The sequence below is a fragment of the Arthrobacter alpinus genome (assembly GCF_001445575.1).
GTDB lineage: Bacteria > Actinomycetota > Actinomycetes > Actinomycetales > Micrococcaceae > Specibacter > Specibacter alpinus_C.
This window is the reverse complement of sequence record NZ_CP013200.1, coordinates 3,372,070-3,386,377: the sequence shown is the minus strand read 5'-3', so window position 1 is coordinate 3,386,377 and position 14,308 is coordinate 3,372,070. Positions and strand designations below refer to the sequence as shown.

16 protein-coding genes are annotated in these 14,308 nt (G+C 62.2%); 14 read left to right on the top strand and 2 right to left on the bottom strand.

Features of this window, described 5'->3' with window-relative positions; translation table 11 throughout:
- Positions 1 to 22: 22 nt before the first annotated feature.
- Positions 23 to 553, bottom strand: coding sequence for a hypothetical protein (locus AS189_RS15130; RefSeq protein ID WP_062290685.1), 531 nt, complete (start codon positions 551 to 553; stop codon positions 23 to 25).
- A gap of 139 nt (positions 554 to 692) precedes the next feature.
- Between AS189_RS15130 and glp the strand changes: the two genes are divergently transcribed.
- The 13 genes from glp to AS189_RS15065 all read left to right on the top strand — a co-directional run bounded on the left by glp (position 693) and on the right by AS189_RS15065 (position 13,336).
- Positions 693 to 2,027, top strand: coding sequence for a gephyrin-like molybdotransferase Glp (glp, locus tag AS189_RS15125; RefSeq protein WP_082634554.1), 1,335 nt, complete (start codon positions 693 to 695; stop codon positions 2,025 to 2,027).
- A gap of 83 nt (positions 2,028 to 2,110) precedes the next feature.
- Positions 2,111 to 2,614, top strand: a complete 504-nt coding sequence (moaC, locus tag AS189_RS15120; protein WP_237760077.1) for a cyclic pyranopterin monophosphate synthase MoaC — start codon at positions 2,111 to 2,113, stop codon at positions 2,612 to 2,614.
- Complete coding sequence (locus AS189_RS15115; RefSeq protein WP_062290680.1) at positions 2,611 to 3,111, top strand: MogA/MoaB family molybdenum cofactor biosynthesis protein; 501 nt, start codon at positions 2,611 to 2,613, stop codon at positions 3,109 to 3,111. The genes moaC and AS189_RS15115 overlap by 4 nt, the downstream gene beginning before the upstream one ends.
- Complete coding sequence (locus AS189_RS15110; RefSeq protein ID WP_062290677.1) at positions 3,101 to 3,604, top strand: molybdenum cofactor biosynthesis protein MoaE; 504 nt, start codon at positions 3,101 to 3,103, stop codon at positions 3,602 to 3,604. Before AS189_RS15115 ends, AS189_RS15110 begins: the two co-directional genes overlap by 11 nt.
- Before the next feature lie 10 nt (positions 3,605 to 3,614).
- A complete protein-coding gene (gene dapB, locus AS189_RS15105; protein ID WP_062290674.1) occupies positions 3,615 to 4,373 on the top strand; it encodes a 4-hydroxy-tetrahydrodipicolinate reductase in 759 nt (252 codons plus the stop codon).
- Between the two features lie 43 nt (positions 4,374 to 4,416).
- Complete coding sequence (locus AS189_RS15100) at positions 4,417 to 4,866, top strand: hypothetical protein (RefSeq protein WP_062290671.1); 450 nt, start codon at positions 4,417 to 4,419, stop codon at positions 4,864 to 4,866.
- Between the two features lie 3 nt (positions 4,867 to 4,869).
- The gene (locus AS189_RS15095) at positions 4,870 to 5,661 is read left to right on the top strand and encodes an alpha/beta fold hydrolase (protein ID WP_062290669.1); all 792 of its coding nucleotides are present in this window, start codon (positions 4,870 to 4,872) and stop codon (positions 5,659 to 5,661) included.
- A gap of 113 nt (positions 5,662 to 5,774) precedes the next feature.
- Complete coding sequence (gene dapA, locus AS189_RS15090; protein ID WP_062290666.1) at positions 5,775 to 6,680, top strand: 4-hydroxy-tetrahydrodipicolinate synthase; 906 nt, start codon at positions 5,775 to 5,777, stop codon at positions 6,678 to 6,680.
- Positions 6,681 to 8,372 (top strand): ribonuclease J, encoded by a 1,692-nt coding sequence (locus tag AS189_RS15085; protein ID WP_062290663.1) that lies wholly within the window; start codon positions 6,681 to 6,683, stop codon positions 8,370 to 8,372.
- Positions 8,373 to 8,624: 252 nt separating this feature from the next.
- The gene (locus AS189_RS15080; protein WP_062290660.1) at positions 8,625 to 11,531 is read left to right on the top strand and encodes an FtsK/SpoIIIE family DNA translocase; all 2,907 of its coding nucleotides are present in this window, start codon (positions 8,625 to 8,627) and stop codon (positions 11,529 to 11,531) included.
- Between the two features lie 70 nt (positions 11,532 to 11,601).
- On the top strand, positions 11,602 to 12,228 hold the full coding sequence (gene pgsA / locus AS189_RS15075; protein WP_062290657.1) for a CDP-diacylglycerol--glycerol-3-phosphate 3-phosphatidyltransferase: 627 nt from the start codon (positions 11,602 to 11,604) through the stop codon (positions 12,226 to 12,228).
- Between the two features lie 9 nt (positions 12,229 to 12,237).
- Positions 12,238 to 12,750: a CinA family protein gene (locus AS189_RS15070; protein ID WP_062290654.1), complete on the top strand. Its 513-nt coding sequence runs from the start codon at positions 12,238 to 12,240 to the stop codon at positions 12,748 to 12,750.
- Positions 12,751 to 12,898: 148 nt separating this feature from the next.
- Positions 12,899 to 13,336 (top strand): helix-turn-helix domain-containing protein, encoded by a 438-nt coding sequence (locus AS189_RS15065; protein ID WP_062290651.1) that lies wholly within the window; start codon positions 12,899 to 12,901, stop codon positions 13,334 to 13,336.
- Positions 13,337 to 13,484: 148 nt separating this feature from the next.
- On the opposite strand, the gene AS189_RS15060 is transcribed toward AS189_RS15065, so the two are convergent.
- Entirely contained in the window at positions 13,485 to 13,958 is a 474-nt protein-coding gene (locus tag AS189_RS15060; RefSeq protein ID WP_062290648.1) for a MarR family winged helix-turn-helix transcriptional regulator, read from the bottom strand.
- A gap of 127 nt (positions 13,959 to 14,085) precedes the next feature.
- Between AS189_RS15060 and AS189_RS15055 the strand changes: the two genes are divergently transcribed.
- Entirely contained in the window at positions 14,086 to 14,307 is a 222-nt protein-coding gene (locus AS189_RS15055; protein WP_062290645.1) for a DUF3046 domain-containing protein, read from the top strand.
- Position 14,308: the final 1 nt, after the last annotated feature.

Genomic DNA, 14,308 nt, shown 5'->3' with positions numbered 1-14,308 from the left:
CAGCACGACGGCGGCTCCCGAGCTAGGCGCCCCGCGTCAACGCCCGTTCGACAAAGGCTTTGGAAACGTCTATGTTGCGCAGGATCCGCGCCTTCCGCCGGCTCTCAGGCAGTGCGGCTGCGGCCGCGATCTCCGCGGCCGTCCAGGGCAGAACGCTGGTTACGCCCCCGGCAGCCCGCCAACGCCGATACCACGCGGGTCCCAGACGCGGCGGCCACCAGTAGACGGATAACACGCAAGGGATTCCCGGGATCCAAAACGGCACGGTCCACATAAACTTACGGGCCTGCTCCCAATTCAGCGCCTCAAAGAGCAGGGACGGCATAACGGCCAGGATTGCCAGGCCCGCGCACAGCAAGGTGAACGGGTAATGGTTGATGGGCAGTTTCTTGCGCAGTGTCAGGATGGGCGGGGCCACCGTCCAGGAACGCCAATCGCCGCGCAGCGCCAACCAGGCAGGATAGAGCAACGAGGCGGCCAGTGCGGCGATGAGGGGCACACCCACCAGGAGTGCATCGTCGAGCAGCCAGCTCATGTTTGACGGCAGGTTCATAGAGCCCAATCCTTCGTGCGGCAAAGTTTCACAGTAGCAAAGCAACCGCATGCAGACCCGCAGGGCATCGTCGCGTCTTTGCGCGGCTCACCTAGGATTGATTCAAAGGGTGCCGACCGGCGTCCGCCGGAAGGACGCCATGCGCAGGACAGTTGCCGAACACCAGAAGGCCGTCGAAGGGCTTTTGCGCCGGAGCTGGGCAGGCCTGCCCGCTTCCATCATGGACGACGGCGGCACCATCTTGCCGTTGGCCCATGCACTGGGACGGGTGCTGGCCTCAGACTTGGTGGCGCCCCTGGACCTGCCGCCCTTCCCCAATTCGCAGATGGACGGCTACGCCGTCGCGGTGACGGGCGAGCTGGTGGCCGAGGAGCATTCACAATCGGCTGATTCGGACAAATCAACCACTTTCAGTTTCTTGGTGGGGGACACCATTGCCGCCGGCGCGGTCCCGGCCGCGCTGGATCCCGGCACGGCCGCCCCCATTATGACCGGTGCCATGATGCCGGCGGGCGCCAACGCGGTGGTGCCGGTTGAGCTGGCCGTACCGAGCGAGTTTGTGGCCGCGGGAGGCAGTGTGGCGTTGCCCGTTCCAGCCGCCGGAACGTTTGTCCGCGAGCGCGGCAGCGACGTGCAGTGCGGCGCCGTGGTTGCGGCGGCAGGAAGCCTGCTCAACCAAGCCCATCTGGGGTTGGCCGCGGCGCTGGGATTCACGGAGCTGCCGGTGCGGCGCCGGCCGCGCGTGCTGCTGCTGACCACCGGCGACGAGGTTCTGGCCCCCGGAGATCCTGCCGCGGCGGACGGACTGCCGCCGGGCATGATTTTTGATGCCAACGAGGCGCTGCTGCGGGCGGGACTTGAGGAGGCCGGCGTAGAGGTTCTCCATTCATACGTTGTGAGGGACGACCCTGCGGCATTACTGCGCCTGTTGGAAGGGCATGTGGGCAGTTTGCAGGCTGGCAGTGGACCGCCCGAGCCGAGCTGCGACATGGTCATTTCCGCCGGGGGCATCAGCGCCGGCGCGTTTGAAGTGGTCAAGCAGGCGCTGGGCAATGCGGGTCCGCAGGCGCAGATGGACTTTGTCCACGTGGCCATGCAGCCGGGCGGCCCGCAGGGGCTGGGGACGTTCCGCGGCGTGCCGTTCCTCGGCTTGCCCGGGAACCCTGTCAGTGCATTCGTGTCCGTGGAGTTGTTCCTTCGCCCGGCCCTCTCGGCGCTGCTCGGTGCCCCGGCGCTTCGGCACCGCGTGGTGGCCGTCCTGGAACACGGCATGTCTTCCCCGGAGGGCAAGCACCAGATCCGTCGTGGTGTTTATGCAGGGCCGGAATTTGAATCTGCCCCTTCGGTGCGCGAGGTTGGCGGGTCCTCGTCCCATTTGCTGGGTTCACTGGCCCAGGCCAACGCGTTGATCCAGGTCCCGGCGGGTGTCACCGAATTGCAGGCCGGGGCAAAAGTGGAAGTATGGCTGTTGTGACTACCTCTGAAAAACCGCTCCCTGATTCAACGCCACCCCAAGCACGCGTCCTGACCCACCTGCGCCAGGACGGCACGGCCGCCATGGTTGACGTTTCCGACAAGGCGGTGACCACGCGCGAAGCAACCGCCACCGGCACCGTGAGCACCACCGCCGCGGTCATGGCCCTGCTGGGCAGCGGCGGACTGCCCAAGGGCGATGCCCTGGCCGTGGCACGCATTGCCGGCATCATGGGAGCCAAGAAGACATCCGAGCTCATCCCGCTCTGCCACCCCCTGCCCATCTCCAAGGTCACGGTCGACTTTGAGCTGGGTGCCCAGGCGGTCACCGTGTTCGCCACCGTGAAGACCCGGGGCGTGACCGGCGTGGAAATGGAGGCGTTGACAGCCGTATCCGTGGCTGCCCTGAACGTGTACGACATGATCAAGGCCGTGGACAAGCACGCCGTCATCTCCGGGATTCAGGTTTTGGCCAAGAGCGGTGGCAAAAGTGGCAGCTGGGTGGTGGCCGGCCCCGGCGGGCCCGCAACCCACACCGCTGCACCCGCAGCACCCACCGCAACAGACACCACGGGCGGCCAGGCATGAGCGCCTGCGAGCCTGCCGCCCATCTGGGGAGCGCCGCCGTCGTGATTGCCTCCACCCGGGCGGCCATGGGCGTCTACGACGACAAGACGGGGCCGGTCATTATCGACTGGCTCAACGAACACGGATTCCAGACAAGCGCCCCCGTGGTGGTGCCGGACGGTGCCCCCGTCGGTGCGGCGCTGCGGGCCGTGCTCACGCAAGGTCCCGCCGTCGTGCTGACCAGCGGCGGCACGGGACTGAGCCCCACAGATGCGACCCCGGAAATGACGCTGCCCCTGCTGGAGCGGCACATTCCCGGGATCATGGAGGCGATGCGCGCGGCAGGGCTGGCGAAGACGCCGATGGCCGTGCTCAGTCGCGGTTACGCCGGGCTCGCCGGGACCACGCTGATTGTGAATTTGCCGGGGTCGCCGTCGGGCGTCATGGACGGACTGGCCGTGCTGGACCCCATCATCAAACATCTTTGCGAACAGGTGGCAGGCACCCATGGGCACTAACGTGGAAATTGTGGCGGCACTGCTGAGCGCCGAACCCATCTCGGTGGACGCAGCCATCGCCGCCGTCGAATCGCAGACCGCTGGCGCCGTGGTCAGCTTCAGCGGCGTGGTGCGAAACCACGACGGCGGAGCATCCGTTGAGCGCTTGAGCTACACCGCTCATCCACTCGCCAAAAAAGTGCTCGGCGAGGTGGTGGCCTCCTTGGTGGATAGTGTCAGCGACCCCGACGGGCACCCCGTGCGGATATGGGTGGCGCACCGCGTGGGACCGCTGGCCATTGGCGAACCGGCGCTGGTGTGCGCAGTGGCGTCCTCCCACCGGGCCGAGGCCTTTGAGCTGTGCTCGGAGCTGGTGGAACGGATCAAGGCCGAGGTGCCCATTTGGAAGGAACAGTTCTTCAGTGACGGTTCCGTGGAATGGGTCGGCGCAGGGAAAGCCCCCGGCGAGGGCACAGATTACGGTGCGGATCAGGGCTCACCCAAAAGCCAGTAGGCTTAAACCCATGAGTGAAAAGCTGAAGGTGGCCGTGCTCGGCGCCAAGGGACGAATGGGAACGGCCGCCGTGGCGGCCATCGACGCCGCGCCGGCCATGGAACTGGTTGCGGCGCTGGGTCGTGCCGACTCCCTGGACGTGTTGCTGGAGTGCGGTGCCCAGGTTGTGGTTGATTTGACGGTGCCCGATTCCACCGAAGCCAACGTCCACTTTGCCGTGGCGCACGGTATCCACGCCGTCGTCGGCACCACTGGCTGGGATGCCACGAGGCTTGCGGCGTTGGAATCCCTGTTGGCGCAGCACCCTGAAACCGGCGTGCTGATCGCCCCCAACTTTGCGCTGGGCTCGGTATTGGCCAGCCACTTTGCCGCCAAGGCCGCTAAGTACTTTGACTCGGTGGAGATCATTGAATTGCACCACCCTCGCAAGGTTGACGCTCCCTCGGGAACCGCGTTGCGCACAGCCCAACTGGTAGCCGCCGCCCGCCGCGCCGCCGGTGTTCCTGATGCCCCTGATGCCACCGAAACCGAGCTCGACGGCGCTCGTGGCGCCTCCGTGGACGGCATCCCCGTCCACAGCGTCCGCCTGGCCGGATTGGTGGCCCACCAGGAAGTGCTCTTTGGTAGTCATGGCGAGGGCCTGACGATCCGTCACGATTCCTACAACCATGAATCCTTCATGCCTGGTGTGCTGCTCGGAGTACGCACCGTGGGCAGCCGCCCCGGACTCACAGTAGGCCTTGACGGCTACCTTGATCTGGACGGCTAAGACCATGGCAGAGACAGCAAAAACCAGCGCAAAGGCACCGATAATGAAAATCTCAAAGACCAAAATCTGGGTGGCCCTGATCGCCCTGCTGCTGGTGTTTTACATGGTGGTCATGATGCAGCGCGCCGTCCTGCTCTTGGGTGACTCCGAGTGGGTCGCCAAGCTGATGGGTGCCGCCTACCTGGTTATTCCATTTGTGGCAGCCTGGGCGCTGGTCGCCGAAATCATGTTCGGTGCCCGCACCGAGAAGATGGCCGGAATTTTGGAAGCCGAAGGTGGCTTGCCCGAGGACAACCTGCCCAGGTCACCCGGTGGTCGCATTGATCGGGCCGCCGCGGACGCAGAGTTCGGCAAGTACCAGCTCGAAGCCGAGGCTGCTCCGGAAGACTGGCGCTCCTGGTTCCGGTTGTCCTGCGCCTACGATGCCGCCGGCGACCGCAAGCGCGCCCGCAAGTCCATGCGCGACGCCATCGCCCTGTTCAAACAGGCTTAGGACGTGCCTTTCGCCCATAACCCGCACGACGGCGTCGAACTCGCTTACGACGTGGTGGGGAAGGGCACGCCCCTTCTGCTGGTCCACGGAAGCGCCCTGAGTAAAGCCATTTGGCGCGGATTTGGCTACACCAAGGCGTTCCGCGATCAATATCAGGTCATCACCATGGACCTGCGCGGTCACGGTCGCAGTTCCAAACCGCTCACCCCGGACGCCTACCGGATGGAGACGCTGGTGGCCGATGCCCTGGCCGTCCTGGACGCCGTGGATGCGCCGCAGGCCCATTACGGTGGTTATTCCGTGGGCGCACGCATGGCCTTCTCACTGGCCGTCACGGCCCCGGAGCGCCTTCTTTCCATCACCTCGCTGGGCGGCGGCTACCACATTGAGCCCGGCAGTATTGGGCGGCTGTTCTTTCCCGAGTACGACGGCGCCCTCGCCATGGGCGGCATGCCCGCCTTTGTTGATGGCTGGCAGGCGCGGATCGGGCGTCCATTGGACGCCCAGACCAAGGCTGCTTTCCTGGCCAATGATGCCGGGGCTCTGCGGGCCTACTTCGCTCAAACGCAGGCGGACGCGGCGGTTCCAGAGGACGCTCTGGCGGCCATCACCACCCCGGCTTTGCTGATGGCCGGCACCGCGGACACAGGGCGGCTGGCCGATTCCCAACGTGCTGCCAGCCTCATGGCCCAGGCCCGCTTCGTGGAACTGCCCGGCCGCAATCACGGCAACACGCTCATCCCGGCACAACCCGTGCTGGATGAATGGCTGCCGTTCCTGGAATCCCTGCCATAGGAAGCAGCACCCGTAGGAAGTAGGGCACAGGCGGTGCCAGCGGCTACGCCGTGTTGGTGTCATTGGCGGACAGCGTTGCGTGAAAACACCAAGTAGCGGGTAACGTTTTAGCTATGTCTGCCTCAAAACTTTCACTTCGCCCGTTTGGAACCTTGGTGCCCGCAATGGTCACCCCATTCACCGCCGACGGTGAAGTGGACTATCAAGCAGCCGGGAACCTGGCCAATAAGCTGGTGAACGACGGCTGTGACGGCATCCTGGTCACCGGTACAACGGGTGAAACATCCACCCTGACCGATGAAGAGAATCTGGGCATGTTCCAGGCTGTCATCGACGCCGTCGGTGGGCGTGCTCGCGTGATCGCCGGCACCGGAACCAATGACACCCGGCACTCGATCAGCCTGTCACAGCGTGCAGCCAAGCTGGCCATCGACGGATTGCTCTTGGTGACCCCGTATTACAACAAGCCCAGCCAGTCCGGCATCCAGGCCCACTTTGAGGCCATTGCCAGCTCCACCGATCTTCCCGTGATGCTCTACGACATCCCCGGCCGCGCCGGTGTTCCCATCACCACCGAAACCATCATCAAGCTGGCCGATCACCCGCAGATCACTGCATTGAAGGACGCCAAGGCAGACTTCACCGAAACCAGCCGTGTCCTGGCCAACACGGACCTCGATGTTTACTCGGGCGACGACGGACTGACGCTGCCGCTGATGTCCGCCGGCGCCGTCGGACTTGTTAGTGTGAGCGCCCATGTGGCGCCCCAGCAGTTCCGTGCGCTCATTGATGCCGCCGCCGCCGGAGACTTCGTCACGGCACGCGCCATTCACTTCGCGCTGGATCCGGTCATCCGTGCCACCATGGGCCATGTTCAGGGCGCCGTTGCCGTCAAACAAATTCTTAAGTGGCAGGGAATCCTGTCCAACTCGGTTGTACGCTTGCCCCTCGTGGAGCCGAGTGAAACCGAGATCGCCATGATCAAGGCTGACCTTGCGGAAGCTGGAATGGACGTCTAAATGACCCAAATTGCTGAGCCGGGCCTGCGGACCCCGCCGGAATTGGCCCCGGGGACCCTGCGGGTCGTGCCGCTGGGCGGCATCGGCGAGATCGGCCGGAACATGACCGTCTTCGAAATGGATGGCAAACTGCTCATCGTTGACTGCGGTGTTCTCTTCCCTGAAGAAGACCAGCCCGGCGTCGACGTCATCCTGCCGGACTTCTCCTACATTAAGGACCGGCTCGAGGACGTAGTCGGTGTGGTTCTTACCCATGGCCACGAAGACCACATTGGTGCTGTCCCATACCTTTTGCGTCTGCGCAATGACATCCCCCTGATCGGCTCGCAGCTGACGCTGGCCTTTGTTGAGGCGAAGCTCATGGAGCACCGCATCAAGCCTTATACGCTGACCGTCAAAGAAGAGCAGGTGGAACAGCTCGGCCCGTTCCAGTGTGAATTCATTGCCGTCAACCACTCCATCCCGGATGCACTGGCCGTCTTTATCCGCACGGCGGGTGGCTCCGTGCTGCACACCGGCGACTTCAAGATGGACCAGCTGCCGCTCGATGGCCGCATCACGGACCTGCGCCACTTTGCCCGTCTGGGCGAAGAAGGCGTGGACCTGTTCTTAGTGGATTCCACCAACGCCGACGTCCCGGGCTTCACCACCAGTGAAGCCGAGATTGGACCCACCCTTGAGGTCTTGTTCGGCAAAGCCGACAAGCGCATCATCGTGGCCAGTTTCTCCTCCCATGTGCACCGCGTGCAGCAGGTCCTCAACGCCGCTGTCCTGCACGGGCGCAAGGTCGCATTCGTGGGCCGCTCCATGGTCCGCAACATGGGTATCGCTGAGAAACTGGGCTACTTACACGTACCCGCCGATGTTGTGGTGGATCTGAAGAACGTGGACAACCTGCCCGATAACCAGGTGGTCCTGATGTCCACCGGTTCGCAGGGCGAGCCCATGGCCGCGTTGTCACGCATGGCGAACGGGGACCACAAGATTTCGGTAGGACACGGCGACACCGTCATCCTGGCGTCATCACTGATCCCGGGTAACGAAAATGCCGTGTTCCGGATCATCAACGGCCTCCTCAAGCGCGGTGCCGACGTGATTCACAAGGGCACCGCAAAGGTGCACGTCTCGGGGCACGCAGCTGCCGGTGAGCTGCTGTATTGCTACAACATTTTGACGCCGAAGAACGTCATGCCGGTGCACGGAGAAACCAGGCACCTGATCGCTAATGCCAAGATCGCCATCTCCTCCGGCGTACCGGCCGAAAACGTGTTACTCACCGAAGACGGTTCCGTCATTGATTTGCGGGACGGCGTGGCCCAAATTGTGGGCCAGGTGGAATGCGGTTTTGTCTACGTGGATGGTCACAGCGTTGGCGAGATCACCGATGCCGATTTGAAGGATCGCCGCGTTTTGGGTGATGAGGGTTTCATCTCCATCATCACTGTGGTCAATCGCGCCACCGGCAAGATTGTCTCGGGTCCAGATATTCACGCCCGCGGTGTTGCTGAGGACGATTCCGTCTTTGACGAGATTAAGCCCAAGATCGCCGCAGCTCTGGAAGAAGCCGTCATGGCCAACACCGACCACACCGCCCACCAGCTCCAGCAGGTGGTGCGCCGGGTGATCGGCACGTGGGTCAACCGGAAGCTGCGCCGCCGCCCCATGATCATCCCGGTGGTCCTAGAGGCGTAGCCCGCAGCGGCGCACTTTGCTTATACGCACGCCACGCCCGGCGAGGTTGCGGCACTCTCACTGTGCCGCAATGCCACCGGTACCTTCTTGCGTATAAGCAAAGTGCAGTTTTTTATACGCAGTGGGGTCCGCCCGAGCTGCGTATAAACCACGGAATGGTCGCAGCCCCGGTTCGTCATTGTGCCTGCCACCACGGCCTGTTCAGGGGCCAAATTCGCGTGATTGCGGGCTCTGGCAGGTACCGTTAGAACCATGGCGACTCGTTCTACCCCCGCCCGTCAGTCCTCCGGTCAGAAGGGCGCTGCCTCCGCGCGCGGCCCCAAGACCACGAAGATGCCGGTGCCCCGCAACAAACCTTCCGCTGCCGTGCCAGAGACGCATCTGGTGTGGCCTGTGCGCATGGCAGTGTCCTTCTGGCAAGGATTCGGCCACCTGGTAGGTGGCGCGATCCGACGCATGGGCACCGACAAGAGCCATATGGCTGCGCAGGAACGCCGCGACGGTTCCGGGCTGCTGTTCTTCTTGTTAGCTATCCTCATTGCCACCTTCGAATGGTGGGGTCTGAGCGGTCCGGTGGCCGACGGCGTCCGTGGCGTCTTCCAGGGTACTTTTGGTTGGTTTGCAGCATTGCTGCCACCCATGTTCTTGATCTTCTCCGTGCTGGTGTTCCGCCAACCCACCAACATGTCCACCAATAACCGGGTGGCTCTGGGTTTCGCCATCATGACCGTGGCAGGCTGTGCCCTGGCGCATGTTGTGGCAGGGAACCCGGACATTGCCGGAGGTTTTGAAGCTCTCAGTGCTGCCGGCGGGATGGTGGGTGCGCTCAGTGGAAGCTTGGTCGCGAAACTGGGCTCCATCACCGCAATCATTTTCTTCTCACTCGTGGCCTTTGCCAGTGTGCTGGTGCTGACCAACACTCCTGTGCGCCACATCCCGGATCGCCTGCGTGGGGTGTACGAAAAACTCATGGGCACCGCCCCGGCCACGGAACCGCGTGGCGACGGCCATGATCAGAGTTATCTCTACGAGCATGACGATCAGGCGCCGGCGAAGAAGCCGCGCAGTCTGCGCGCCCGCCAGAAGGCGGCCAAGGACGCCGAGGAAGAAGCAAATCTACTCGGCGTTGAAGCGTTCGATACCCCACTCATAGAGGGGGATGAAGACGGCAGCGAAGACTCGGCGTCGTCCGCTCCATCCCTTCGGCCAGGAGTCCGACGGCCCACCCGCGATCAGCTCGCGGCAGATAAGATCAAGGCCCGTCAGGGTCTGCCCACCTCTTCCGAGGTCTATGACGCGCAAAGCAGCAGCGAACCCATCACCGAGGCCATCGGCATCGTTTCCGATAACTCGCCACGGGATCCGCGCGCGGCGGTTCCTAACGCTGGGGGAGTGTACAACGTCGACGCTGCGGTGGCACGTGCCATTCCCGCCCCGCCGATGGCGCCGCCAACGCCCATCCCGGCACGATCGGAACAGCTCCAACTCTCGGGAGACGTCACCTACACGCTGCCTGATTCGGAATACTTACCGGCTGGCCCTCCCGGCAAGGATGCCACGGCAGCCAACGACGCTGTGGTGGATGCGCTGACCAACACCTTGCAGCAATTCAACGTTGATGCTGCCGTCACCGGGTTCAGCCGTGGTCCCACAGTGACTCGCTACGAAATTGAACTGGCACCGGGTACCAAGGTAGAGAAGGTGACTGCGCTGAGTAAGAACATCTCTTACGCAGTGGCTTCTTCCGATGTGCGCATCCTGAGCCCCATCCCGGGCAAAAGTGCCATCGGCATTGAGATCCCCAACGCCGATAAGGAAATTGTGGTCCTCGGGGATGTGCTGCGTTCGGCGAATGCCCGCCGCACCGAACACCCCATGGTCATGGGTGTAGGTAAGGATGTTGAGGGTGGCTTTGTGGTGGCCAACTTGGCCAAGATGCCGCACTTGCTGGTTGCTGGTGCCACTGGTGCCGGTAAGTCATCGTTTGTGAATTCCATGATCGTTTCCATCTTGATGCGCGCCACACCCGATGAGGTGCGCATGGTCATGGTGGATCCCAAGCGCGTGGAATTGACGGCGTATGAGGGTGTGCCGCACCTGATCACTCCCATCATCACTAATCCGAAGAAGGCGGCCGAGGCCCTGCAGTGGGTGGTGCGGGAAATGGATACGCGCTACGACGATCTGGCCAACTTCGGCTTCAAGCACATTGACGAGTTCAACAAGGCCGTGAAGGCTGGCACCGTGCACCCGCCCGAAGGTTCCAAGCGAGTGGTGCGTCCCTACCCGTACCTGCTGGTCATTGTGGACGAGCTTGCCGACCTCATGATGGTAGCTCCGCGGGACGTGGAAGATTCCATTGTGCGTATCACTCAGCTGGCCCGCGCGGCTGGTATCCACTTGGTACTCGCCACGCAACGTCCTTCAGTGGATGTGGTGACGGGTCTGATCAAGGCGAACGTGCCCTCGCGTATGGCGTTTGCCACCTCCTCCGTCACCGACTCCCGCGTGGTTCTGGATCAGCCCGGTGCTGAGAAGCTGCTGGGTCAAGGTGACGCCTTGTTCCTGCCCATGGGCAAGTCCAAACCTGTCCGGGTTCAGGGCGCCTGGGTTACCGAGGCTGAAATCAAGGCCGTGGTGGATCACGTCAAGGGCCAGCTCAAGGCCACCTACCGGGACGTTATTGCGGTGGATGCGCCCAAGAAGGTCATCGAGGATGACATTGGTGATGACATGGACCTGCTGCTCCAAGCCACCGAGCTGGTGGTCACTACGCAGTTTGGCTCCACTTCCATGCTGCAGCGCAAGCTCCGCGTCGGATTTGCCAAGGCTGGCCGCCTCATGGACCTTCTGGAGTCCCGTGGCGTGGTGGGCCCCTCAGAAGGCTCCAAGGCCCGCGATGTGCTAGTCAAGCCGGACGATCTCGCAGAAACCCTGGCCGCCATCCGCGGTGACGGCCCGGTCAGTGCTGACGCCGGCGTAGAGCCTGTTGTGGCAGACCCCATGACCGCGGCACTGGCCGAGAACGCCAACGCCAACCATGGCTGGGGCGGGGATCTGGTGGCCGATGATTTGGCCAGCCGCCCCCAAGCTGTGGAGTACAACGACGGTGATGATGACGAAGGTGGCGAGGACGCATGGTCTTTGACAGGACACTAAGTCACCTAACAGCAACTGCCGTCCTGGCGGAAAATGCTGTGCCAGCCCACTTTGCCGTTAGCCTTGCACTGTGAGTGAAACGGTGGCGCCGCGCCCTTCGAATTGGAATCTTCCCAACGCTTTAACGTTATTCCGTATTGTGATGGTCCCCTTCTTTGTTTGGGCCTTCATCGCCGACGACGGCCATTACGGACCTCTGCGCTGGTTGGCGGTGGGCTTGTTCGTTGTTGCCATTTACACTGACAAGCTCGACGGCGACATCGCCCGGGCGCGTGGGCTCATCACGAGCTTTGGCAAGATTGCCGATCCTATTGCCGATAAGTTGCTGATCGGTTCGGCCCTAATCATGCTTTCCGCTGTGGGTGAGCTGTGGTGGTGGGTCACCATTGTCATGCTGGTGCGTGAAATTGGTATTACCCTGCTGCGCTTTGTGGTGATCCGTTACGGTGTCATGGCCGCCTCTAAGGGTGGCAAGCTCAAGACCGTGCTGCAGACAGTGGCGATCTTCTTCTACCTATTGCCCATTACCCCGGCCACCGACTTGCTGAGCATTCTGGCGTTGGTCGTCATGTTGGTAGCCCTCGCCGTCACTTTTGTCACCGGCGTGGACTACGTTCTCAAGGCCGGACAACTGGTCCGGTCCGGGCGCGGCAGCAACGGAGTTAACGGCTCCGGCCGGAACGCGGCAGAGGGCTAAGAAAACCTCATGGACGCCACGATTTCTCTGCTCGGGCCCGGTGGATTGGGCGCGCTGGTGGCTGACGCCATTGCGAAAAACGTCACAGTCGGCACAGCCGAATCGCTGACAGCGGGCATGGTGGCCGCAACAATTGCAGAAATTTCCGGTGCCTCTGCCACGTTGCAAGGCGGTGTGATCGCCTACCAGAACTCGGTCAAGGAAAAGCTGCTGGGAGTTTCTGCGGCGCTGTTGGCAACTAAGGGAGCAGTAGACCCCGAGGTGGCCTGCGCCATGGCTCTGGGAGTATGTGCTGCAGTGGGCGCGCGCCTTGGAATCGCCACCACGGGCGTGGCAGGCCCTGATGCCCACCAAGGAAAACCAGTTGGCCTGGTTTATGTTGGAGTGGCCCTTGACGGTGTGGCCACAGCCCAGGAGTTCCGCTTTTCCGGAGACCGGGAGGCCATCCGGGTGCAGGCCACGCAGGCTGCCCTGGCCCTGTTGGCTGCAACAGTCAAAGATGCTCGGGAACAAAAGTTGTAACAAGATAGTTAGTCATGATGAACGCTAAATGCTTCCTTTCCCTCTAGGATAGGAACACCAAGCGGGCAAAGCGGCTTCCAGTGAAGTTTTCACCGGAAAACGCAAACCTTTGAACTGCAGTGATTAATCTAGGAGTTAGGCGATACCGATGGTGAAACAACCCGTATCCGTAAACGGCGTGGTGCGCTGGCGGGATGTGGGTTTGGCGGACGCAAAACCACATCAGCAGAAGGAACGCAAAATGGTGGTACTACGCCACGAAATTGGCGACGTTCTGCGAGATGTACGTCAACGTCAAGGCCGCACTCTCCGCGAAGTCTCACACAATGCACGTGTCTCTCTGGGCTATCTCAGTGAAGTCGAGCGCGGACAAAAGGAAGCATCTTCAGAGCTGTTGTCTTCCATTTGTTCAGCCCTGGACGTTCCACTGTCAATCATGCTCCGTGAAGTGAGCGACCGTCTGGCCATCGCCGAAGGCGTGGCTGTCCCGGACACTGTTCCCCAGGAATTCGCCGCACGTTATGGCAGAGACCTGAACGAGGAACTCTCCGACGAACTTAACAAAGGCTTGATGTCCAACGTCTAACAGGCTTTGAGCGCCCGCAGTCAGCGGAGCGACAAAGCCAGCCTGAAAATCGAGCATCAAAAAACCGGCTCCACCCTTACGGTGGGGCCGGTTTTTTCCTGACAAATTCTTGGTCCAACGCTGGTTCAATTTCGTGGTCTGCGTCGGTTCAGCGGCCCAGGTCGGTATTCAGCTTGGCCAGTAACCTGGCTAGATCGGCGAGTTCAGTTTCATCCCAACCGGCCAACCGCTCATGGAAGGCACGCTGCCGCCCGGAATTAATCGAGTTCAGCTTCGCCAGGCCCGCGGGGGTTAAATCAATGACTTGGGCCCGGCCGTCCTTCGGGTGTTCTTCCTTGGCCACCAGACCTAAGGAAAGCAGGACAGCAATCTGACGGCTGACCGTTGGCTTGCCAACGCCAACGCGACGAGCAAGATCCGTCAAGCGCATGCCGCCTTGGTGCATCAGGATATTCAGCAGTCCGTAAGCGGCCGGCTCTAAATCCGGATGCACATTACTGGTGAGTTGGTAGTTGATTGCTCGGGCCCGGCGCCACAGAAGGCTCAAGTGGCACTCGAGTAGCTCAATGCCGGCAGCCGTGGTGCTGCTCGTTGAAGTGCCGTGCGCGGCAGGACTTGTCATGCATCAATTCTAAGGGTGACTTCCTGGGCCGGCTGCTCTTGCCGGCGTCATGTGCCATCTGCTGCTCGTGCCATCTTTAGCCTGCTCCGAGGCCAGCTCAGTGATGATCTCATGCGAGAATAGCTGAGTGAGAGTTAGCGAATTTTGGCGATTGATGGATGACGAATTCAGCCCCTCCTATTCACGGGTTCTAGCCCGGGATCTGGTCTTGGCCGGAGTGGGTGGAAACACTGCGAGCGATGCCTTGCGTGCCGGTTTCGACCCCAAGGAGATCTGGCACGAGGTGTGCAAGGTCCAAGATGTGCCGCCATCCCGGTGGCTCGGACGGGACATTGAGCCCAAGAACTAGC